Source organism: Rahnella aquatilis CIP 78.65 = ATCC 33071, from assembly GCF_000241955.1.
GTDB lineage: Bacteria > Pseudomonadota > Gammaproteobacteria > Enterobacterales > Enterobacteriaceae > Rahnella > Rahnella aquatilis.
On sequence record NC_016818.1, the window covers coordinates 3,537,538 to 3,558,508 of the forward strand.

Genomic DNA, 20,971 nt, shown 5'->3' on the forward strand with positions numbered 1-20,971 from the left:
TCAATTTACGTGCTGCAGTTTTCTAATGCTGTTAAACCGCTGCAATAAGTTTCGCGCGCGCGTCCCGTAATCAGGTTTGCTCTGCCGGACGTTCCCACAGTGATCAACCTGGTAGAACTTCCCTCCGATATTTACAACATGCCCAGCAGCCAACCGGCGCAGGACATGCGGAGACAACTCCCAACCAATTGAGTGGGCGTATTTACTGAGATTTGAAACAAGTTCGTCCGCCGCCTGGGTAAATGACTGTTCTCCTTTAGTTTTTTGGCGCGGAGTTGTGGACGATATTTGATGATTCCGCCGTTCTGGCGGGTGATTTCTCAACCTGCGGAGTAGCGCGCGCCGCGCTTTGTCGTCCATCCGGTCAAAATCGGGGATTTCTGGCGGTAATGTGCTGTCAATTTCATCAACAGGGGGAGCGTTAACGGCCTCATTTTTGGCTATTTCTTGCTCTCCCGTAGAGTTATTGACAGAACTCCAAGGGACGGCGGGGCCGTCCTGAAATGCAGAAGCCTCCACGGCTGACACGCTGCGCGCGTCGCCTTTGGTGGCTTGTTTGATACGTATCTTCCACTTAACCAGGCGCGTACAGATAAGGGAAACCTCCCCCAAAAGCGGAGAGAAAACACCGAAAATCTTTTTTGGGTTTTCGCCGTAGTCGTTTTGTTCTTCGGCTTCTTCATAGGCGATCCGTACCGTGTATAGTTCGCGCGGTATCAATACACCGCCTTGCCTGGTGATATAGCTGGCGAAACAGCCCACATCAGCAGCCGCAAGCACAGCATCCATGGCTGGATCAGCGAGCATCTGAGCGCCGCGCTTGAACGTACCGGCTTCTTTCTGGATGTTTTCCAACTGATTATTGAGCTTGCGCAGCTCACGCCACACCGTCACCGGTGGCTGACCGAATGGCTGGAACTGGCGGATACAGTGCTGAGAAGCCCACGCCATAGCGTATTTGGCGGTTTCTTTTAAAGGTTTCCCCGTTTCATCATCCAGTTCACCGGCCAGCGCATAACCATCAATATTTTTACTGATGTACTTCGCAACATAGGCGGTAGCACTGCCTTTCGCCGGGTCCATTTTCTTGGCTTTAAAACGCGCGCCGGTATTCCGCCCCAGCTCTGTGCGGTCTTCTTTTGTGAAGTAATCGCGCAGGATCTCAATAGTCTCTTTGACCTCATCAGGCGGCATGAATAACAGGGCGTGCCAGTGCGGCGTTGCATCGTGATGAGGCTCTGCAACCCGGAAACCATACGGACGAAGGCCACGGCGTTTTAATGCAGACGTAGCACGGCCCCATACTTTGCATAAATATTGCTGAGCCTGGCGCGGTGAAGCGTGTGACCATTTGGGGTTTTGATGCCCGCTGTGGATGTTGCTGTGATATCGGGATGGACAGGTGATGGTAAGGAATACCCCTTCATCCCCCCGATCTATAGCGACGAACTCAACGCCTTCCATGCGGGCCATTAATTCATGGCGCCGGATCGCCGGATTGCTTACGCTGGCATTCACCATATTTTCCAGTGAGGCCACGTTGCCATCTTCGTCAACCAATTCATGAGCCTTGAAGAAATCACGGTTTTTTCGGCGCTGTTCCTGCCACTGGTTTAAGGCGTCAAAACTCACATAAGGCATCCGCTTTTTATGGATCACGCCGATGGCACGAAACAGGTTTTCGCGCCATTCGCAGCGCATACGCCAAAGTTTCCGCCCCCACCAATCAGGTGAAGTAATACGCAGGATTGAAGAAAACACGCTGAGCCGATCAAGCGTGCAACGCCATAACGGTGGGGTTACTCGCAGTCCAAACACCTCATTTCCAAGATGGCGATAGAGCCAGAAAAGATCATCATCTTTAATTGTTGCCGGGGTGGCCTTGAGGGCATTGCATTCAGTTTCAAACATTTCGGCCACGCGGCTGGCGATCTGATTCGCGGCGGTAAGCACTTCGCGTTTGCTGTATTCCGCCAAATGCGTCCAGCGTGTACGCCAATACGTCACCAGTTCTGATGAGCTGGCATCACGCGCAGTCTGGTGCGCGCGCACGGCTTCCAGACGCAGCAATGCCTTTTTCACGGTACCCATGAAAAAGGCATTGATGTGTCTTTCTTCTCTATTTTTTCTCAGCCAATCGATTTTCTGCCGGTATACCTCACGGATGAAAAAAGGCTGTTCAGCAAGGCGCTGCTCAATACCAGCAGGGCTGTCAGCCCATTGCCTGGAGTCATCAAAATACTGCTCCCGAATCACTGACATATAGTCATGACGGAGTAGCAAACTGGTATTGTCAGGTTCGCGAAATTCTAATATCCGCACCTGTTCTGCAAAGCTGACTTTGTCGCTGGGTTTCCATATTCCTGAGCGCTTAATCAGGCGGGTAAGATGATCGTCAACCAGCGGATGAACTGGCATTTCATCCGCTGTAATTTCATCAGAGGCAGGCGCGTCATAATAGGCGGAAATTGCCAGGCGCGGCGCGTTCCAAGGGTAAGCCCAAATCATTTAAGCCCCTCTCAACCCTGCTGATTAAGCGCAGTGATAATTTGGGCCATTGCCTGTGGTGGAACAGCATTACCAGCCATATGAACAGCCATCTTTGATGTTTTTGGCCGGTGGTAATCTTTCGGAAAGCTCATTGCAGCCATCACCTCGTCAACGCTGATCATCCTCATGCGAGTGCCATCCACTATTGCCCAGCGGTCACGCGTTGTTATGGTGCCAATTGGCCGATCAAGTGAACGCCCATTCTTCGTGCTGCCGTAATAGCTGATCAGGAACCGATCGCCAAACTGTTTACGGCCATTTGTAATGCGCTCAAGTGTCGCAACGGCACGGCCAGGCTTATTCACCATTGACCAAGCGCCTGCGTTCAGGTCAAGAAAGGTGCTTGCCGCTACGTGTTCATATTTTGGAAGCCTAAGAAACAGCGGGGCTTTACTTCTGGTACATACGATGAACATGCGCACTCTGTTTTGAGGAACACCCAAATCAGCACAATCAACAATGTGTGGCGCAAGTTGATAACCAAGGGCATTCATAGCTGCTGACCATGCTGGGTAAAGCGACCATTCAAGAAATTCAGGGACATTTTCTATAATGGCTTTGAGGGGCTGATGAAACTCCAGAGCAGACACAACGGCCCAAGCGGTTGACCGGCTTGCGTCATGCTGAGGGTTGCCCGATTTTTTTCCACGGGCTTTGCTGTGCCCCTGACAGCAGGGGGAGGCAATCAGCAGATCGTGGGCTGGTACTGCTGACCAGTCCGCCTGGTGCAAATCCTGACAAACGTGGTGCGCACCGGGGTGGTTCAATGCGTGAATGTCCACCGCATCACGCCAGTGATTACCTGCCCACACCACTTCAATACCGGCCATACGGGCGCCGGCTGATGAACCACCGAATCCTGAAAATAAATCTATCGCTTTCATAACACCTCTCCCCCAGCAAAGGCTCCGCCTTCAACCATTTCGTTATAAGTCGCATCTCCCATCGCGGGCCCGCAGTCTGGGCAGCTCCCGCCACCGGCCCGATCACAACCAGGGCACACCTTAAGTACGCCGATCACTTCTTTGGCCTTATGGCGGTTCCCCGCATCAGTACTTACAGAGCGCTGAACGTTGATTTCATGGAGCTTGAACGGGCGGTATATTTCGCGGGTGGCGGCGGTGTCGCTATTTGAGATCACTACCAGAACGCCATATTTACGGTTTGCGGCCAGCAGGGAATTGACCAGTTGTTGATGATGGTCAGCGGTAAAGGAATGGGTATGATACTGGGTGAAGTTCGCCGTTTCACTTTCTGGCAGATATGGCGGATCACAGTAGATAACAGCATCGGTTCCAACCATCACAGCAACGGTATTCTGGAAAGAGCTGTGAAGGAAAATGGCCTTGGTATCGTTGGCCTTTTCAGCAAACTGCCGGATCTCTTCTTCTGGGAAGTAAGGCGCTGTTTTATGTTTGCCGTAAGGTACGTTATAGCCACCCTTCTGGTTATATCTGCACACACCGTTATAGCCGTGACGATTCAGGTAGAGAAAGAGCGCGGATTTTTCCAACCCACTGGCCTGAGAATTGAATATTTCGCGGTTGTCCTGGTAGGCGCTGGCGTTGTTATCTTCTTTGAACATCACCCTAGCCAGTGCGATCAGTTCATCAGTGTTGTCTTTTGCATGTTGGTACAGTCGGATCAGATCAGGGTTGATATCCGCCAAAATATACCGGCGATAATCGGTATTGAGGAACACAGCGGCGCCGCCAACGAAAGGCTCAATGAGGCAATCAGCCTTTGGCAGATGTGTTAACAAATCGGGCAGTACGCGAGTTTTACCGCCTACCCACTTCACGAATGGGCGGCTCATAACATCGGTTCCTTATCGGCGATCAAATGCTGGAAGATGTGGGAAACATAGATTGATTTATGCACAGCATCATCAACGGCACAGCCTGGCTTCCCGTTAAATGCCAGATCTCGCGCATGATCAAACCCAATAAATTTGCCCAACTCACAAACGGTTTTTACATCTAAATCGGCCTCAGATTCCCATGGCACTGGCAAACTTATCCGCTCATACGCAACGCGAAGGTGCGCAGCAACTTCTGCCCCCCAAACCTTGGTATATTCCAACCCAACCGGAAATTGATTATCTGAAATGAATTGACTGAGTTGTAACAGAGCTTCGGAAAGGCAAGGTGATCCATTGCTTACCAACTCAGACCGCGATTCTGGATCCAGACGCAATAAGGTCTTAATCTCGCCGCCACTGACCTTGTCCCCATAATTCACAGAACTATCAATATCTACACGCGTGTAAAATCGCTTACCAGTGCAGCCGGTTGAAGGCTCAAAAAATACAGCGCCAATCGCCGCAATGGGTGAATTCCCCTTACGGCTTAACGTTTCCAGACTTAGCATTAAATGATTCATATAAACAATCCTGAATTTTGGATGAGTTAATCCGCCGCCACTTAATAAAATGGCAACAGTGAGAAAAAGTTAATTAATGAAACGTGGTTTAGCGCTAGAAATTAAAGCAACTTATTGAACAGAGAAATAAATGAAGCAAATAAGCCTTTGTTTATCTTCTTCGTATAAACAAAAGGCTTACTCATACCTTTAATAAAGCGCACCTTATTCGGTTCTGGTTTAAAGAAACGCCCGTCAGGCGTTTCAATCCAGCCGTTAACGTGGCGGTGGTGCGTCACCTGACAGCCTTGCTTCAACAGGCTGGCAAGTGACGGATGCTGGTTTATATTCATTACTGCGAACTCCCATCACGGATTTGATCAACGGTTTTCATCGCTTCCGCTAATGCAAAATCACGCCCAAAATAATTACCATCACTTAACACGTTATACGCTGTTCTCATTGTTGCTGAGTTGCGCGGACATTTATGAATAGTAAAACCGCGATAAACATAACTATGGCGACTTAATTGAATTAATTGGCTCATATTATTTTCCAGCAATTATAACCAGTGGTTTGACATAATTACTTTTCTTAAACCTTCATTCGCAGCGCTTCCTGCGCTTCTTCGTAAGCAACCAGGAACTCATAAACCATGTTTACTTCGCGTTCCTTGCCTCTTTTCTTCTTTGAGATGGTAAGGCGATTTTCATTGGCTTGCTGTTGCACTGTTCTGACTGTCTGACCGGTGACTTCTGCATAAGCCGAAAGGGTCAACATTGGATATGGAAGGCAAAAAACTACCGGGCAATCTGGCATTTTTACCATCAACGGCTTGGGCTTGCGTGTTGGCATGGTTTATCCTTCTAGATCATGCCGGATTTAACCGGACTTTATCGGATTAAGGTTCCATATAAGGAACCAGTGACGAAATACTAGTTCCAGATAGGGAACCTTGTCAATGGACTTAAGCGAAAAAATCAAAGCAATCAGAACAGCAGAGGAACTGAGCCAATCAAAATTCTGCGAAATCATGGAAATGTCGATCAGTACATTAAAAAAATACGAAGGGGGACATGCAGAACCTGGCGGGGCGGTACTGGTAAAAATCACACAACACCCCAGATTCGAAAAATATGCGCTTTGGTTAATGACCGGTAAGACGTCAGAAGCAGCGGGGCAAATATCTCCGGCTCTCTCCCCTGATGGGCAAAACGAAATATCCAACCGCCAAAACGGCCAAAAGGCTGGTTAACAGCTTTGAATATCATGTTAAGTTGGTCTACTGGTGGAATATGCTATGAACGGAATTATTTCGAATGACAATCACTAAACTCGATAGTGGCAGCTACCAGGTAGACGTTCGACCAAAGGGCCGCGCCGGTAAGCGTATTCGCAAGCGGTTTGATACAAAAGGTGAAGCGCAGCAGTATGAGCGTTGGGTGATCGCAACACAAAATAATAAAGATTGGCTGGATAAGCCGACCGATCGCCGGACTCTCACCGAATTTATTGATCTTTGGTGGAAGTACAAAGGCCAGTCACTGAAAACGGGCGCACAAGCAAAGCTCCACCTCATGGCTATAGCTCGCGATGTTGGCAACCCGCCCGGCACGAAAATGACGAAGGGGATTTTTTCAGATTACAGAGCAGAACAACTTAAGCGGGGATTAAAACCGGCAACCGTTAATAAGTATCAGAAGCTACTGAGTGGCGTTTTCACAACGCTGATTAAAGCAGGCCAGTATAAAGATGTTAATCCTATGAAAGGAATTGATTTACTAAGTAAAAATCAATCTGAAATGACATTTTTAACACAAGACCAGATCCAAATTTTTTTAAGCGCTTTGACAGGCGATAACCTAAAAACAGCCCGGTTATGTTTGGCTACCGGAGCGCGTTGGAATGAAGCTGCGACCCTTTCTCGTTCTGCGGTGATGAAGCATAAAGTGACTTTCATCAATACCAAGAACGGGCTAAACAGAACCGTGCCGATATCCTCATCACTCTACGATGAAATTATGGCAGGAGATGGCAACCGCCTGTTTCCTGACGTCCACTATTTAAACGTGAGGCGCGTACTCAAATCAGTGATACCTGACCTGCCAGACGGACAGGCAACCCACGTTATGCGGCATACCTTCGCGAGTCATTTTATGATGAACGGCGGCAACATCCTGACCCTACAAAAAATATTAGGCCATGCGTCAATTGTCCAGACGATGGCATATGCGCACTTTGCCCCAGATTATCTAAATGATGCGGTTCGATTAAACCCACTGGAAAATCAATAATCAGAAAACAAAAAACCACCCGAAGGTGGTTTCTTTGTGCCCCATTATGATGGAAGCTTTAATTTAGAGATGATTGCCAACCGATTTTGATAATGCTCTGGATCACCCCACAGCCAGTGCTCATAGTGGCCCACTTCATCATCAGTTTTAATATCATGTAATTCGCATGTCATCATGTCGTACGCATAGACTTTTAGGCCATAGGCTAAAGCGTCATACATGCGAGCCTGCCAGAAAGACATGCCGTCATGAGTCTGGTTCATGTCAGACACAATCACGTCATATTTCTCAAGTAAGTAACTCAAGAAAATCAACCCAGCTAAGTCGTGAAGCTCTTTCCTATGTTCGCGTTTTTGCGTTCTCCAAACCAGAACCTGCGTAACCGGGCGACAATTAAGAAAACTATCAGGCTGGATAAGCACTCGGTTGTAGTACGCTACATCTTCGGAAACATCGTTAATCAACGCCAACTCAAAGTGGCTTTGAGGTATTTTGTCTTTTAGGCGATCGTCAATACGGACGATACGGTACCCCGGAGAAACCGTGAGGCCCGTAATACAGATTTCTTGTCCATTAGATAATTGGGAGTAAAGGGCACGGTTATCCACGCCTTCGTTCAAATGAGCGAAAACTTCGTTAACCTTTGTAGCATTCACCAACTTAGTCGGCATAACCTACCCCCTAATTACAAGAAAAACTGTCACTAGCTCCAGTGTACAACTGTGGTTGTATGTAATCAATTTTTGATTACATCGTTCGGACTTGAATGGACTCATGCGGATCTATGCAACGAGAGGGCAAGGCAAAATCATCACGACTACACATAGGTGAATGTGATCCACATTTTGACCAAAATACCCGGATTGCACCGGATTGAATCGGATTTTAAACGTTAAATAATGCTGATAGTAGAAGGGTTGAGGCAGTTACGGCGCGGGTTTTAAATTTTCAAATAGGGACTCATGGTACTTTTGACACCCCTGCAAAAGCAAGCAATCAACGAGCGGTAACCGCTTGTCCGGCGGTTTTTTTTATGTTTACCTTGGGAATACTCCCAAGCACGACAGGAAGACCTATTTTGCCGCAGCCACAACAACATTATCTCGTGATCACCGCGTTAGGCGCTGATCGTCCGGGTATCGTCAACACCATTACCCGTCAGGTCAGCAGCTGCGGCTGTAATATTGAAGACAGCCGTCTCGCGATGCTCGGTGATGAATTTACGTTTATCATGCTGCTTTCCGGTAGCTGGAACGCGATTACGCTGATCGAATCCACCCTGCCGCAAAAAGGCGCAGAGCTGGAATTATTGATTGTGATGAAGCGAACCAGCGCACATGAACGCCAGCCAATGCCTGCTACGGTCTGGGTGAAAGTGGAAGTGAAAGACTCTCCGCATCTGATCGAACGTTTTACCGATTTATTCGATACGCATCAGATGAATATCGCCGAACTTGCCTCAAAAACCCGCCCGGCAGATGCCACCACACCGGCGCAGTTATCGATTCAAATAACGGCGCACAGCGCAGCCAATACCGATGCGGCAATTATTGAGCAGGCGTTTCATCAGCTATGTACAGAACTGAAAGCGCAAGGCAGTATTAACGTGGTTAGTTATTCTGAGAATGAAGATAAACTGCAGTAATCGCTAAGAGATATGGAGAAAGACAATGAGCCCACTGAAAGCCGGTGACCCTGCGCCGCAATTTAGTTTGCCCGACCAAGACGGTGAACAAATTAATCTGGCCGACTTCCAGGGACAGAAAGTCCTGGTCTATTTCTATCCTAAAGCCATGACGCCGGGTTGTACCGTACAAGCCTGCGGACTGCGCGATAACATGGATCAGTTAAAAAGTGCCGGCGTTGAAGTGCTGGGGATCAGCACCGATAAGCCGGAAAAGCTGTCGCGTTTTGCTGAGAAAGAACTGCTGAACTTCACCTTGCTGTCCGATGAAGATCATCAGGTCTGTGAACAGTTTGGCGTCTGGGGTGAAAAATCCTTTATGGGGAAAACCTACGATGGCATCCATCGCATCAGCTTCCTGCTCGATGGCAATGGCAAAGTCGAGAAAGTGTTCGACGATTTCAAAACCACCAATCACCATGACATCGTCATGGCCTACCTCAACGGTAAATAGCCGAAACGGTCAGAGTGTGGAGACAAAAAAAGCGCAGACGCGCTTTTTTTATTGGGTGCCGTAAGCTGAAAAATCAGACCGTTTTGTTCAGCGATTCATCCGGCCAGACGTGAACCACGGCTTTGACCAGTGTCGCCAGTGGTATTGCAAAGAACACGCCCCAGAATCCCCACAATCCGCCAAACACCACGACAGAAAGAATAATCACCAGCGGATGCAGATTCACCGCTTCCGAGAACAGCAACGGCACGATCACATTCCCGTCCAGCCCCTGCACTACCAGATAGGCGACGAAAAGCGTCCAGAAATCCGCACCCAGCCCCCACTGGAACATCGCGACAATCACCACCGGAATGGTCACCAGCATCGCGCCGATATACGGAATCAGCACGGATACACCGACCAGCACTGCCAGCAGCAACGAATAATGCAGACTCATCACCCAGAACACCAGATAAGTGGCCACACCGACGATAATCATCTCAAGCACTTTACCGCGAATATAATTGGTCACCTGCTGATTCATCTCCACCCAGACCTGTCCGGCCAGTCCGCGATCCCGTGGCAGCACACGACGTACGGCATTCAGCATCTGCTCTTTATCTTTAAGCAGGAAGAACACCATCATCGGCACCAGAATCAGGTAAATCGCCAGCGTCAGTAAACCGACCAGCGAGGCCAGTGAATATTTCACCACTGACTCACCCAGCCCGGATAATTTGCTGCGCATGTTTTCCGCCATCATGTCGATGATGCCCGCATCCACCAGCGCCGGATAACGTTTCGGCAATGTCGCGGCAAAATCATAGAAGCGGTTCAGCATGCTCGGTAAATCGGTCATCAGGTTCACGCCCTGCTGCCAGGTCACCGGGGCAATGACGAACATACCGAGCAGTAAAATACCGGCGAAAATAATCAGCACCACGCTGACCGACAGTGTGCGGGAAAGCCCGACATGTTGCAGGCGAACCGTCGGCCATTCCAGCAAATAGGCGAGCACGATCGCCACCAGAAGCGGCGCAAGGATGCCGTTGAGAAAATAGAGAATGCAGAACCCTGCGACCAGAATAGCCAGCAGCGCAATAGCCTGCGGATCAGTGAAGCGCCGGCGATACCACTGTAATAACATATCCAACATGAAGAAAACGCTCCTGTAATTTCGGGTCTGGCGTATACGCGCTGTTCGTTCCCTGCGCGCTCAGACACAAGTAACTATTTAAAGAATTCGTTGTCACACAACGGTAGCTTCAGAGTGTTTTAAACTCTCACACGGATAGCTACTATAGTGACCGGCGCAGAGAAAAGCGCCAGAAAATAATGGTCTGACTGACTGTTCGCAGAAGAAAGGCTCGCAAAGCTCATCGGTATTACGGTTAACTTATTGGGAAGCAAATGTTTATGGTCATGCGGTTGAAAAAAAGGGTGATTGCCCTGGGTCTGAGCAGTCTGCTCGCGGGTTCCATACTGCCCGCTGGTGCGGATGACAGTTCATTCTGGTCAACCCCTGCGGGCTCCGCAAAAAGCCCGAGCTCGCCGTTAGCCCCGCCGGTAAGCGACCAGTTACCGGATATTGGCACCACCGCGGGCGGCACACTCAGTATTAATCAGGAATTACAGATGGGCGATTTTTATGTCCGTCAGATGCGCGCCAGCACGCCGCTGATTAACGATCCGCTGCTCAATCAGTATATCAACGAACTGGGGCAACGGCTGGTGGCGCATGCCTATTCCGTACGCACTCCGTTCCATTTTTTCATTGTTAATAACGATGAGCTGAACGCCTTCGCCTTCTTTGGCGGCAATGTAGTGCTTCACTCGTCGCTGTTCCGTTATACCGATAACGAGAGCCAGCTGGCCTCCGTCATGGCGCACGAAATCTCCCACGTGACCCAGCGCCATCTGGCACGTGCGATGGAAGACCAGCAACGTAACGCCCCGCTCACCTGGGTGGGCGCACTGGGGTCGATTCTTCTGGCAATGGCCAGCCCGCAAATGGGCATGGCTGCGCTGACCGGCACGCTTGCCGGCACGCAACAAGGTATGATCAGTTTCACGCAGAGCAATGAACAGGAAGCCGACCGTATTGGCATTCAGGTCTTACAGCGTTCCGGGTTTGATCCGCAGGCAATGCCAGCCTTCCTGCAAAAACTGGCGGATCAGGCAAGCTATTCAACCCGTCCGCCGGAAATGCTGCTGACGCACCCGTTACCTGACAGCCGTCTGGCCGATATCCGTAACCGCGCCAACCAGATGCCGCACCCGATTGTGCAATCGTCACAAGATTATCTGCTGGCAAAAGTGCGCATACTGGGTATGTACGGTTCCGAGAATTTTCCGCTCTCCGATGACTATCTGCAAAAACTGAGCAACGGCAATATCCGTGAGCAACTGGCGGCGAAATATGGCCATGCGCTGCAATTTTATAAGGCAAAAAAATACGATCAGGCACGGACGATCCTTGAACCTTTGCTGGCACAAAATCCAGGCAACGAATGGTTGCTCGATTTAGCCACCGATAATGATATCGACAGCAAACGTGCGCCGCAGGCGATAGCCCGTCTGGAGCAGGCTGGTGCGGCCAGCAGTTCCAACGCCGTACTGCAACTCAATCTGGCCAACGCTTATCTCGAAGGCGCGAAACCGGCCAATGCCATTAAAATCCTCAACCGCTATACTTTCAATTATCCGGGTGATCCGAATGGCTGGGATTTATTATCTCAGGCCGCGGCGGCGCAAGGGCTGCGCGCGCAGGAACTGGCTGCCCGTGCGGAAAGCGTGGCATTATCGGGCCATCTCGATCAGGCGATTGAAATGCTGAGCAATGCCAGTGCATTACAAAAATTAGGCAGTCTGGAACAGGCCCGTTACGACGCACGAATCGACCAGCTTCGTCAGTTGCAGCAGCGATTCCGTCAGTATCAGAAAGGCTGATTTCAGTGCCAGAATGGAGGAAGTTTTATGCAACGCGACGTCGCAATCTATCATAATCCGGCATGTTCAAAGAGCCGTGAAACCCTGCAGTTGCTGGAAGCAGAAGGTATTGAACCGGAAGTGATCCTGTATCTGGAAACGCAGCCGTCAGTGGATAAGCTTAAGGAACTGCTCGGACTACTGGGCTTTCGTTCAGCACGCGAACTGATGCGCAAGGGCGAGCAGATTTACAAAGATATGAATCTGAAAGATAACGACCTGAGCGAGGAAACGCTATTGCAGGCGATGGCCGATCATCCGCGGCTGATTGAACGTCCGATTGTCGTCGCCAACGGCAAAGCGCGTTTAGGGCGTCCGCCGGAACAGGTGAAAGAGATTTTATAACCCCGCTTTCAGTCCGGGTTCAGCTAACGAACCCGGACATCCCTTCCCGTCACAGCCCGAGAATATCTTTCACGAATGGGATCGTCAGTTTCCGCTGCGCCGTAATAGAAGCGCGATCAAGCTGATCGAGCGTCATAAACAGCGTACGCATTTCCCGATCCAGACGTTTGAGCAAAAAACGGCCCACGTCTTCCGGCAGTTCAAACCCGCGCAGTTTGGCGCGCAACTGCAATGCCTGAAGCTTTTCTTCATCGGAAAGTGGCTGAAGTTTATAGATTTGCCCCCAGTCGAGGCGGGAAGCCAGATCCGGCAGGCTCAGATTGAGCTGACGCGGAGGACGATCGCCGGTAATAAACAGGCGCGTACGACCGGTTTCAAGAATGCGGTTATAGAGATGGAAAACAGCCGCTTCCCATTCATCATCACCGGCAATGCCTTCGATATTATCGATGCACACCAGCGCCAGATGCTCCATACCGTCCAGCACTTCAGGCACGAAATAAGCGCGTTTGTCTAACGGCACATAACCGACCGCCTCACCGCGTTGTGATAATTCGGCGCAGGCTGCATGCAGCAAGTGGCTGCGGCCGCCGCCTTCGCGTGACCAGAAATAAATATAAGTGCCGTGTTCCTGATGCAATGCGCTCTGAATGGCAGAAAGCAGAGAGGGGTTTTCCCCCGGATAAAAACTGGCAAAGGTTTCATCATCGGGAAGATAAAGTGGCAGGGAAAGCTGTGCCGGCGTATTCAGAAGCACCTCAACCAAAGCGGCATAATGACCGCAGATGTTGTCACGTCAATAAAAGGAACTGCCGAATTCTAGCAAGGATCCGTCCTGAAATGAACTGTGCCCGGTGCAACCGCTTGCGATCCGAGCACCTGACCGGCTGACACCACGCCCGCCGGTCAGGGTTTCAGACAAAAAAGTCTGCATCAGACGGGCGGATTTTCCCGCTCATCTTCCACATCAATGATCTGTTCTTCACCACGGAAAATCTCGATCACTTTGAACAGCAGACTCAGGAAAATCCCCACGATCGTGGCCAGCGCCATGCCTTTCAGCTCCGCCGCACCAATGTGGATCTTAGCCCCGCTGACGCCGATGATCAGGATCACCGCGGTCAGGATCAGGTTCTGCGCTTTGTTGTAATCCACTTTTGATTCAATCAGCACGCGGATACCGGATGCGCCAATCACACCGTAAAGCAGTAATGAAACGCCGCCCATCACCGGCACCGGCACGGCCTGAATGGCGGCTGCCAGTTTGCCGATACAGGAAAGCAGGATAGCCAGAATAGCCGCGCCGCCAATAACCCAGGTGCTGTATACCTTGGTGATGGCCATGACGCCGATGTTTTCACCGTACGTGGTATTTGGCGTTGAGCCGAAGAAACCGGACAACACCGTCGACAGCCCGTTCGCCAGCATTGAACGGTGCAGACCCGGATCACGCAGCAAATCTTTCTTCACAATGTTTGCCGTCACCACCAGATGCCCGACGTGTTCGGCAATAACCACCAGCGCCGCAGGCAGGATAGTGAGGATGGCAACCCATTCAAAACGCGGCGTATAGAAGGTCGGCAGCGCAAACCAGTGTGCGGTTTCGATAGCGGAGACATCCACCACGCCCATGAAGAATGACAGTATATACCCCACCAGCACGCCGATCAGGATCGGGATAATTGCCAGGAAACCGCGGAACAACACGGAACCCAGAATGGTCACAGACAATGTCACCAGCGAAATGGTGATGGTAGTAGAATCCACCGCCGCCCCCCCGGCAGGTAACAGCCCCGCCATATTCGCCGCCACACCCGCCAGTTCCAGCCCGATGACGGCAACGATTGCGCCCATCGCCGCAGGCGGGAACATCACGTTAATCCAGCCAATCCCGGCTTTTTTAACAATCAGCGCCACCAGACAGAACAACAGCCCGCAGGCAATAAAACCGCCAAGCGCCACTTCATATCCCATCGGTAACAGCAACAACACCGGAGAAATAAACGCAAAACTTGAGCCGAGGTACGCCGGTATCTTCCCTTTACAGACAAATAAATACAGCAAAGTCCCTATGCCATTAAACAGCAGCACCGTTGCCGGGTTGATCTTGAACAGAATGGGCACCAGAACGGTGGCACCAAACATGGCAAACAGATGCTGGAAACTCAGGGGGATTGTCTGCAGCAATGGCGGACGTTCGCTTACCCCGATGACACGACGGGTCATGAATGTGATCCTCTCAATGGTGTTTGTGATGTTGTGTTGTTTACAGCCTTTTGCTCGAAATAATTCGGGTTGCAGGAAGGCGGCAAGCCCGTGAGTCCCCGGGAGCATAGATCACTCTGTGACCGGGGTGAACGGGCGCAGCCAACGCATCTGCAGCCTGAAGTATGACGAGCAAAAAAAAGCCGACTGATTAGTCGGCTAAACGCTTATTTACTTCGTACCAAATATCTTGTCGCCCGCATCACCGAGCCCCGGGATGATGTAGCCTTTATCGTTGAGCCCCTGATCCACCGAGGCGGTGTAGAGCTCAACGTCCGGGTGCGCAGCTTCGAGAGCGGCGATGCCTTCCGGCGCGGCAACCAGTACCAGTACCTTAATGCTCTGGCAGCCGGCTTTTTTCAGCAGGTCGATGGTGGCAATCATAGAACCCCCGGTGGCCAGCATCGGGTCAACGACCAGGGCCAGACGTTCTTCAATGTTAGAAACCAGCTTCTGGAAATACGGCACAGGCTTGAGGGTTTCTTCATCACGGTACACGCCGACTACGCTGATACGCGCGCTTGGAACGTGTTCCAGAACACCTTCCATCATGCCCAGACCGGCACGCAGAATAGGCACCACGGTAATTTTCTTGCCTTTAATCTGATCAATTTCGACCGGGCCATTCCAGCCTTCGATGGTCACTTTTTCAGTTTCTAAATCGGCAGTCGCTTCATACGTCAGCAGACTTCCCACCTCAGAAGCCAGTTCGCGAAAACGTTTCGTGCTGATGTCGTTTTCACGCATCAGGCCCAGCTTGTGTTTCACCAGCGGGTGTTTCACCTCGACGATCTTCATTATTTATTCTCCTAAGGTGGTTGAGCTGCAAAAAAAAATCGCGAGATTATAACGCCATTCTTTTTGAACGCCACAGCCAATTGCCTGATCCAGATCAACTTATCCTTCTTCATTGAAGCCGCAGCTGCGTTAGCGGCTCTCTCTCACCCGAATCACTGACTCAAGTCAGCTCATCGGGATTCGCTCGTTTGCTGCCTTGCTGCAACTCCAATGACTTCGGCTAAGTGTTGTATCTTTAAGTATAGATAGTGACTCTGAATAAGGCGCTCGCAAACGTTTGCTTCCACTGTTAGAATTGCCCCGCTTTATTCTTCAACCACCAACCCAAACCGCCGTGGGGACTTCGCAGTGACCGACAAAACCTCTCTCAGCTATAAAGACGCAGGCGTAGATATCGATGCCGGTAACGCATTGGTAGACCGCATAAAAGGTGTAGTAAAACAGACTCGCCGCCCTGAAGTGATGGGCGGACTGGGCGGTTTTGGTGCCCTCTGCGCGCTGCCGCAAAAATATCGTGAACCCGTACTGGTTTCGGGTACCGACGGCGTTGGCACCAAGCTGCGTCTGGCGATGGATTTGAAACGCCACGATACTATCGGTATCGACCTGGTCGCAATGTGCGTCAACGATTTGATCGTTCAGGGCGCTGAACCGCTGTTTTTCCTCGACTATTACGCCACCGGTAAACTGGATGTCGATACGGCTGCCAGCGTGATCACCGGTATCGCAGAAGGCTGTAAACAGTCTGGTTGCGCGTTAGTCGGCGGCGAAACCGCTGAAATGCCGGGCATGTACCACGGCGAAGATTATGACGTGGCAGGCTTCTGCGTGGGCGTGGTGGAAAAATCAGAAATCATCGACGGCAGCAAAGTGGCTGACGGCGATGTGCTGATCGGCCTGGCCGCCAGTGGTCCGCACTCCAACGGTTATTCTCTGGTGCGCAAAATTCTGGAAGTCAGCAAGACTGACCCGGAAACCACCGATCTGGCAGGCAAACCGCTGGCCGATCATCTGCTCGCACCGACCAAAATTTACGTGAAATCGATCCTGAACCTGATCGAAAACGTGGAGGTTCACGGCATCGTCCACCTGACCGGTGGCGGCTTCTGGGAAAATATCCCACGTGTATTGCCGGACAACACGCAGGTGATTATCGATGAATCAAGCTGGCAGTGGCCGGATGTCTTTACCTGGCTGCAAACCGCCGGTAACGTCAGCCGTCACGAAATGTACCGCACCTTTAACTGTGGTGTCGGCATGCTGGTGGCTCTACCTGCAGAGCTGGCCGATCAGGCGATTGCATTACTGAATGATAATGGCGAAAAAGCGTGGAAAATTGGCTACATTAAAGCCTCTGACTCCGCTGAACGCGTGGTTATTGAATAATACCAGTAAATCAACTGACTGAAGACGGGTAGCAAAATGAAAAGGATTGTGGTTCTGGTATCGGGCGAGGGAAGCAATTTACAGGCCCTGATCGATGCCTGCCAGCAGGGACGAATCAACGCAACACTCTGTGCGGTCTTCAGCAATAAAGCAGCAGCGTACGGGCTTGAAAGAGCCCGTTTAGCCGATATCTCCGCGCACGCGCTGGATGTTAAGGCTTACCAGGACCGGGCAGCATTTGACGTTGCGCTGGCGGATGCCATAGAAGCTTACCAGCCTGATCTGGTGGTACTTGCCGGTTATATGCGTATTCTGACCGCTGAATTCGTCCAGCGCTTTGCCGGACGGATGATCAACATCCACCCTTCCCTGTTGCCAAAATATCCGGGTCTGCACACGCACCGTCAGGCCATAGAAAATCAGGATACGGAACACGGCACATCCGTGCATTTCGTGACTGAAGAACTCGACGGGGGGCCGGTCATTTTACAGGCCAAAGTACCGGTATTTGCTGACGATACAGAAGAAGATCTGATTGCCCGCGTGCAAACGCAGGAACACAGCATTTATCCGCTGGTGGTCAGCTGGTTCGTTGACGGGCGTTTGTCACTGCAAAACGGTCAGGCGCTGCTGGATAACAATCCGCTTTCTGAACGCGGATATGCAGAAGATTAATCTACCATTGCATCACGATTTCACTATAAACCGGCCCCGTGCTGGTTTTTTATTTTCCTTCATTTGACATTTGTTTACATTTCGCCCGATATAATGCACATCCCGGCGCACGTTTAAACGTCGTTTGTGCGCCGACCTTCATCTGACACACGGTTGTTTCAGATCTCATATTTACGAAGGTTACCCTCATAAAACGGCTTTTATAGTTGAGGAACACCCCATGTTTAGCCATAACAGCGTCAGATTACGTCCACTGGAAAAGGACGACCTGTCGTTTGTTCATCGTCTTGATAATAACGCCAGCATCATGCGTTACTGGTTTGAAGAACCTTACGAGGCTTTCGTCGAACTGACCGATTTGTATAACAAGCATATCCATGACCAAAGCGAACGCCGCTTTATTATCGAATTCGAAAGCGGACCGGTCGGCCTGATCGAACTGGTGGAAATTAATCATATTCACCGCCGCGCCGAATTTCAGATAATCATTGACCCGCAGCATCAGGGCAAAGGTTTTGCCGGGGACGCTGTCCGTCTGGCGATGGATTATGCCTTCTCCGTTCTGAACCTCTACAAACTGTATTTAATCGTGGATAAAGAAAATAAAAAGGCGATCCACATTTACAGTAAATTAGGGTTCGAACTTGAAGGAGAACTGAAGCAGGAATTCTTTGTGAACGGTGAATATCGCAGCGCCATCCGCATGTGTATTTTCCAGCCGCAGTTCCTGGCGAAATACAAAACCAAGCCTGTTCAGGTCAAACCTGAATCCCTGATTGGCGCCAGCGCGGTTTAATTCTACCGCAATAGAAATCTGTAAAAATAATGACCGGTGAAGGATGCAAATGTCCTTCATCGGTAACACTTTTCTCTCTTTTGACGCCCCGTTAAAAACTCTCCTGAAATCATCCTTTGTTATGTTGGACTTTCCTGTCAATCTTTCGCAATATTGATAGTAGACACTAGGCCCCTCTCACAGATGGCTTCCTGCTGCGCTGGCCCCTTAAAAGGCGGGCAACACGAAGAATATGTTGAGCTACATTGCGGTGTTTTCAGGCAAATTTGCCTGTATGGGCCAGGTTGCAAGCTAAATGAACGGAGTGAAAATGGGTCAGGAAAAGCTTTATATTGAGAAAGAACTAAGCTGGCTGTCCTTCAATGAACGCGTGTTGCAGGAAGCGGCTGACAAAAGCAATCCCCTGATCGAACGGATGCGTTTTTTAGGGATCTACTCCAATAACCTGGATGAGTTTTATAAAGTCCGTTTTGCCGATTTAAAACGACGGATCCTCATCAGCGAGGAGCAAGGTTTTCTGGGCGCATCCCGCCATTTGCTGAAAAAAATACAGGCGAAGGTGCTGCGCATTGATCAGGAATTCGACAGTCTTTATAACGATTTGCTTCTGGAAATGGCGCGTAATCAGATCTTCCTGATTAACGAGCGTCAGGTTTCCGAAAACCAGCAAGCCTGGCTGCGTCAGTATTTTAAGCATCAGCTGCGCCAGTACATCACACCGATTCTGATTAACCACGATACCAATCTGGTGCAATTCCTCAAAGACGATTACACCTATCTGGCGGTTGAAATTATCCGCGGCGAAGAGATCCATTACGCGCTGCTGGAAATCCCGTCCGATAAAGTGCCACGTTTCGTTAACCTGCCGCCGGAAGCGCCCCGCCGTCGTAAACCGATGATCCTGCTGGATAACATCCTGCGTTATTGTCTGGATGATATTTTCAAAGGCTTCTTCGATTACGATACGCTGAACGCGTATTCGATGAAAATGACCCGCGACGCCGAATACGATCTGGTCACGGAAATGGAATCGAGTCTGCTGGAACTGATGTCATCGAGCCTGAAACAGCGTCTGACTGCCGAACCGGTACGTTTCGTTTATCAGCGCGATATGCCGGATGAAATGGTCGAACTGCTGCGCGGTAAACTCGGTATCTCCAATTATGATTCAGTGATCGCCGGTGGCCGTTACCACAATTTTAAAGATTTCATCGGGTTCCCGAACGTCGGCAAAGCCAATCTGGTGAACCGTCCGCTACCACGCCTGCGCCATTTGTGGTTCGATAAATTCCGCAACGGCTTTGCGGCGATCCGCGAACAAGACGTGCTGCTGTATTACCCGTACCACACGTTTGAGCACGTACTGGAACTGTTGCGCCAGGCATCGTTCGATCCGAACGTGCTGTCGATAAAAATCAATATTTACCGCGTGGCGAAAGATTCCCGCATTATCGAATCGATGATCCACGCCGCGCACAACGGTAAGAAAGTCACGGTGGTCGTCGAACTGCAGGCACGCTTCGATGAAGAAGCCAATATTCACTGGGCGAAACGTCTGACAGAAGCCGGTGTGCACGTTATTTTCTCTGCGCCGGGCCTGAAAATTCACGCAAAACTCTTTCTTATTTCCCGCCGCGAAGGCGATGAAATTGTCCGCTATGCTCATATCGGGACCGGTAACTTTAACGAGAAAACGGCGCGTCTTTATACCGACTATTCACTGCTCACCGCCGATGCGAGGATCACCAACGAAGTCCGCCGCGTCTTCAACTTTATCGAAAACCCGTACCGCCCGGTGTCGTTCGAGCATCTGATGGTGTCACCGCAAAACTCGCGTGACATGCTTTACCGTTTGATCGACCGGGAAATTGCCAACGTTCAGGCTGGTGGAAACGGCGGCATTACGCTGAAAATCAATAATCTGGTGGATAAAGGACTGATTGACCGTCTCTACGTGGCCTCAAACGTCGGGGTGAAAATCCGCTTGCTGATCCGCGGTATGTGTTCACTGGTGCCGAATTTACCCGGCTTCAGCGAAAATATTCAGGTCACCAGCATCATTGACCGTTATCTGGAACACGATCGCGTCTATGTGTTTGAAAACGGGGGTGACACCAAAGTCTTCCTGTCTTCTGCCGACTGGATGACGCGTAATATTGATTACCGTATTGAAGTGGCCGTCGCCCTGCTCGACCCGCGTCTGAAACAACGCGTTCTGGATATCCTTGAACTGCTGTTTAGTGACACAGTAAAAGCCAGAGTGATTGATAAAGACCTGAGCAACCGGTATGTTCCACGCGGAAATCGCCGCAAAGTCCGTGCGCAACTGGCGATTTATGACTATCTCAAAGCGCTGGAACAACAAAGTCAGCAAGCCTGAACCCCTGGAGCGT

At 50.5% G+C, this 20,971-nt stretch carries 22 protein-coding genes; 10 read left to right on the plus strand and 12 right to left on the minus strand.

What is annotated here, in order from left to right; all coding sequences use genetic code 11:
- The 7 genes from RAHAQ2_RS16080 to RAHAQ2_RS16110 all read right to left on the minus strand — a co-directional run bounded on the left by RAHAQ2_RS16080 (position 1) and on the right by RAHAQ2_RS16110 (position 5,766).
- Positions 1-2,508: a replication endonuclease gene (locus RAHAQ2_RS16080; RefSeq protein ID WP_015698238.1), complete on the minus strand. Its 2,508-nt coding sequence runs from the start codon at positions 2,506-2,508 to the stop codon at positions 1-3.
- Positions 2,509-2,519: 11 nt separating this feature from the next.
- Entirely contained in the window at positions 2,520-3,434 is a 915-nt protein-coding gene (locus RAHAQ2_RS16085) for a DNA cytosine methyltransferase (RefSeq protein ID WP_015698239.1), read from the minus strand.
- A complete protein-coding gene (locus tag RAHAQ2_RS16090; RefSeq protein ID WP_015698240.1) occupies positions 3,431-4,366 on the minus strand; it encodes a Dam family site-specific DNA-(adenine-N6)-methyltransferase in 936 nt (311 codons plus the stop codon). The genes RAHAQ2_RS16085 and RAHAQ2_RS16090 overlap by 4 nt, the downstream gene beginning before the upstream one ends.
- Entirely contained in the window at positions 4,363-4,932 is a 570-nt protein-coding gene (locus tag RAHAQ2_RS16095) for a 3'-5' exonuclease (protein ID WP_015698241.1), read from the minus strand. The genes RAHAQ2_RS16090 and RAHAQ2_RS16095 overlap by 4 nt, the downstream gene beginning before the upstream one ends.
- A gap of 101 nt (positions 4,933-5,033) precedes the next feature.
- A complete protein-coding gene (locus RAHAQ2_RS16100) occupies positions 5,034-5,264 on the minus strand; it encodes a phage filamentation protein Fil family protein (RefSeq protein WP_015698242.1) in 231 nt (76 codons plus the stop codon).
- Complete coding sequence (locus RAHAQ2_RS16105) at positions 5,264-5,458, minus strand: DUF4761 family protein (protein WP_015698243.1); 195 nt, start codon at positions 5,456-5,458, stop codon at positions 5,264-5,266. The genes RAHAQ2_RS16100 and RAHAQ2_RS16105 overlap by 1 nt, the downstream gene beginning before the upstream one ends.
- A gap of 47 nt (positions 5,459-5,505) precedes the next feature.
- Positions 5,506-5,766: a hypothetical protein gene (locus RAHAQ2_RS16110; protein ID WP_015698244.1), complete on the minus strand. Its 261-nt coding sequence runs from the start codon at positions 5,764-5,766 to the stop codon at positions 5,506-5,508.
- Positions 5,767-5,872: 106 nt separating this feature from the next.
- On the opposite strand from RAHAQ2_RS16110, the gene RAHAQ2_RS16115 reads away from it, so the two are divergent.
- Both RAHAQ2_RS16115 and RAHAQ2_RS16120 read left to right on the plus strand, forming a co-directional pair.
- Positions 5,873-6,166 (plus strand): helix-turn-helix domain-containing protein, encoded by a 294-nt coding sequence (locus RAHAQ2_RS16115; protein ID WP_015698245.1) that lies wholly within the window; start codon positions 5,873-5,875, stop codon positions 6,164-6,166.
- A 64-nt stretch (positions 6,167-6,230) separates the two neighbouring features.
- The gene (locus RAHAQ2_RS16120; RefSeq protein ID WP_015698246.1) at positions 6,231-7,205 is read left to right on the plus strand and encodes a phage integrase; all 975 of its coding nucleotides are present in this window, start codon (positions 6,231-6,233) and stop codon (positions 7,203-7,205) included.
- A 44-nt stretch (positions 7,206-7,249) separates the two neighbouring features.
- Here RAHAQ2_RS16120 and RAHAQ2_RS16125 read toward each other — a convergent pair whose 3' ends face one another.
- Positions 7,250-7,876, minus strand: coding sequence for a hypothetical protein (locus RAHAQ2_RS16125; protein ID WP_015698247.1), 627 nt, complete (start codon positions 7,874-7,876; stop codon positions 7,250-7,252).
- Between the two features lie 407 nt (positions 7,877-8,283).
- Between RAHAQ2_RS16125 and RAHAQ2_RS16130 the strand changes: the two genes are divergently transcribed.
- Together RAHAQ2_RS16130 and bcp are read left to right on the plus strand one after the other, a co-directional pair.
- Entirely contained in the window at positions 8,284-8,850 is a 567-nt protein-coding gene (locus RAHAQ2_RS16130; protein ID WP_015698248.1) for a glycine cleavage system transcriptional repressor, read from the plus strand.
- A 25-nt stretch (positions 8,851-8,875) separates the two neighbouring features.
- Positions 8,876-9,343 carry a thioredoxin-dependent thiol peroxidase gene (gene bcp, locus RAHAQ2_RS16135; RefSeq protein WP_015698249.1) on the plus strand — a complete coding sequence of 156 codons (468 nt, stop codon included), beginning with the start codon at positions 8,876-8,878 and terminating at the stop codon, positions 9,341-9,343.
- A gap of 73 nt (positions 9,344-9,416) precedes the next feature.
- Here the strand turns inward: bcp and RAHAQ2_RS16140 are convergent, their stop codons facing one another.
- Entirely contained in the window at positions 9,417-10,481 is a 1,065-nt protein-coding gene (locus RAHAQ2_RS16140) for an AI-2E family transporter (protein ID WP_015698250.1), read from the minus strand.
- Between the two features lie 260 nt (positions 10,482-10,741).
- Here RAHAQ2_RS16140 and bepA point away from each other — a divergent pair, with 260 nt between their 5' ends.
- Together bepA and arsC are read left to right on the plus strand one after the other, a co-directional pair.
- Complete coding sequence (gene bepA, locus RAHAQ2_RS16145) at positions 10,742-12,274, plus strand: beta-barrel assembly-enhancing protease (RefSeq protein WP_193785527.1); 1,533 nt, start codon at positions 10,742-10,744, stop codon at positions 12,272-12,274.
- 27 nt (positions 12,275-12,301) lie between these two features.
- Positions 12,302-12,658 (plus strand): arsenate reductase (glutaredoxin), encoded by a 357-nt coding sequence (gene arsC, locus RAHAQ2_RS16150; RefSeq protein WP_015698252.1) that lies wholly within the window; start codon positions 12,302-12,304, stop codon positions 12,656-12,658.
- Positions 12,659-12,707: 49 nt separating this feature from the next.
- Here the strand turns inward: arsC and hda are convergent, their stop codons facing one another.
- From hda to upp, 3 genes are all read right to left on the minus strand, one after another.
- Positions 12,708-13,415, minus strand: a complete 708-nt coding sequence (hda, locus tag RAHAQ2_RS16155) for a DnaA inactivator Hda (protein WP_015698253.1) — start codon at positions 13,413-13,415, stop codon at positions 12,708-12,710.
- Positions 13,416-13,591: 176 nt separating this feature from the next.
- Positions 13,592-14,884, minus strand: a complete 1,293-nt coding sequence (gene uraA, locus RAHAQ2_RS16160) for a uracil permease (protein WP_015698254.1) — start codon at positions 14,882-14,884, stop codon at positions 13,592-13,594.
- Between the two features lie 210 nt (positions 14,885-15,094).
- A complete protein-coding gene (upp, locus tag RAHAQ2_RS16165; RefSeq protein ID WP_013576561.1) occupies positions 15,095-15,721 on the minus strand; it encodes a uracil phosphoribosyltransferase in 627 nt (208 codons plus the stop codon).
- A gap of 348 nt (positions 15,722-16,069) precedes the next feature.
- On the opposite strand from upp, the gene purM reads away from it, so the two are divergent.
- The 4 genes from purM to ppk1 all read left to right on the plus strand — a co-directional run bounded on the left by purM (position 16,070) and on the right by ppk1 (position 20,958).
- Complete coding sequence (gene purM, locus RAHAQ2_RS16170) at positions 16,070-17,107, plus strand: phosphoribosylformylglycinamidine cyclo-ligase (RefSeq protein ID WP_015698255.1); 1,038 nt, start codon at positions 16,070-16,072, stop codon at positions 17,105-17,107.
- A 36-nt stretch (positions 17,108-17,143) separates the two neighbouring features.
- Complete coding sequence (gene purN, locus RAHAQ2_RS16175; RefSeq protein WP_015698256.1) at positions 17,144-17,782, plus strand: phosphoribosylglycinamide formyltransferase; 639 nt, start codon at positions 17,144-17,146, stop codon at positions 17,780-17,782.
- Between the two features lie 220 nt (positions 17,783-18,002).
- Positions 18,003-18,578: a spermidine N1-acetyltransferase gene (gene speG / locus RAHAQ2_RS16180; RefSeq protein WP_015698257.1), complete on the plus strand. Its 576-nt coding sequence runs from the start codon at positions 18,003-18,005 to the stop codon at positions 18,576-18,578.
- A 310-nt stretch (positions 18,579-18,888) separates the two neighbouring features.
- The gene (gene ppk1 / locus RAHAQ2_RS16185; protein WP_015698259.1) at positions 18,889-20,958 is read left to right on the plus strand and encodes a polyphosphate kinase 1; all 2,070 of its coding nucleotides are present in this window, start codon (positions 18,889-18,891) and stop codon (positions 20,956-20,958) included.
- The last annotated feature ends 13 nt before the right edge of the window (positions 20,959-20,971 follow it).

Bases quoted from the DNA above. Each gene is read 5' to 3' on its own strand.
- RAHAQ2_RS16120 (WP_015698246.1), top strand. From the start codon at position 6,231: ATGACAATCACTAAACTCGATAGTGGCAGCTACCAGGTAGACGTTCGA.
- ppk1 (WP_015698259.1), top strand. From the start codon at position 18,889: ATGGGTCAGGAAAAGCTTTATATTGAGAAAGAACTAAGCTGGCTGTCC.
- RAHAQ2_RS16080 (WP_015698238.1), bottom strand. From the start codon at position 2,508: ATGATTTGGGCTTACCCTTGGAACGCGCCGCGCCTGGCAATTTCCGCC.
- uraA (WP_015698254.1), bottom strand. From the start codon at position 14,884: ATGACCCGTCGTGTCATCGGGGTAAGCGAACGTCCGCCATTGCTGCAG.
- RAHAQ2_RS16115 (WP_015698245.1), top strand. From the start codon at position 5,873: ATGGACTTAAGCGAAAAAATCAAAGCAATCAGAACAGCAGAGGAACTG.
- RAHAQ2_RS16140 (WP_015698250.1), bottom strand. From the start codon at position 10,481: ATGTTGGATATGTTATTACAGTGGTATCGCCGGCGCTTCACTGATCCG.
- bepA (WP_193785527.1), top strand. From the start codon at position 10,742: ATGGTCATGCGGTTGAAAAAAAGGGTGATTGCCCTGGGTCTGAGCAGT.
- RAHAQ2_RS16095 (WP_015698241.1), bottom strand. From the start codon at position 4,932: ATGAATCATTTAATGCTAAGTCTGGAAACGTTAAGCCGTAAGGGGAAT.
- RAHAQ2_RS16110 (WP_015698244.1), bottom strand. From the start codon at position 5,766: ATGCCAACACGCAAGCCCAAGCCGTTGATGGTAAAAATGCCAGATTGC.
- arsC (WP_015698252.1), top strand. From the start codon at position 12,302: ATGCAACGCGACGTCGCAATCTATCATAATCCGGCATGTTCAAAGAGC.
- RAHAQ2_RS16085 (WP_015698239.1), bottom strand. From the start codon at position 3,434: ATGAAAGCGATAGATTTATTTTCAGGATTCGGTGGTTCATCAGCCGGC.
- bcp (WP_015698249.1), top strand. From the start codon at position 8,876: ATGAGCCCACTGAAAGCCGGTGACCCTGCGCCGCAATTTAGTTTGCCC.
- purN (WP_015698256.1), top strand. From the start codon at position 17,144: ATGAAAAGGATTGTGGTTCTGGTATCGGGCGAGGGAAGCAATTTACAG.
- RAHAQ2_RS16125 (WP_015698247.1), bottom strand. From the start codon at position 7,876: ATGCCGACTAAGTTGGTGAATGCTACAAAGGTTAACGAAGTTTTCGCT.
- RAHAQ2_RS16090 (WP_015698240.1), bottom strand. From the start codon at position 4,366: ATGAGCCGCCCATTCGTGAAGTGGGTAGGCGGTAAAACTCGCGTACTG.
- RAHAQ2_RS16105 (WP_015698243.1), bottom strand. From the start codon at position 5,458: ATGAGCCAATTAATTCAATTAAGTCGCCATAGTTATGTTTATCGCGGT.
- upp (WP_013576561.1), bottom strand. From the start codon at position 15,721: ATGAAGATCGTCGAGGTGAAACACCCGCTGGTGAAACACAAGCTGGGC.
- RAHAQ2_RS16100 (WP_015698242.1), bottom strand. From the start codon at position 5,264: ATGAATATAAACCAGCATCCGTCACTTGCCAGCCTGTTGAAGCAAGGC.
- speG (WP_015698257.1), top strand. From the start codon at position 18,003: ATGTTTAGCCATAACAGCGTCAGATTACGTCCACTGGAAAAGGACGAC.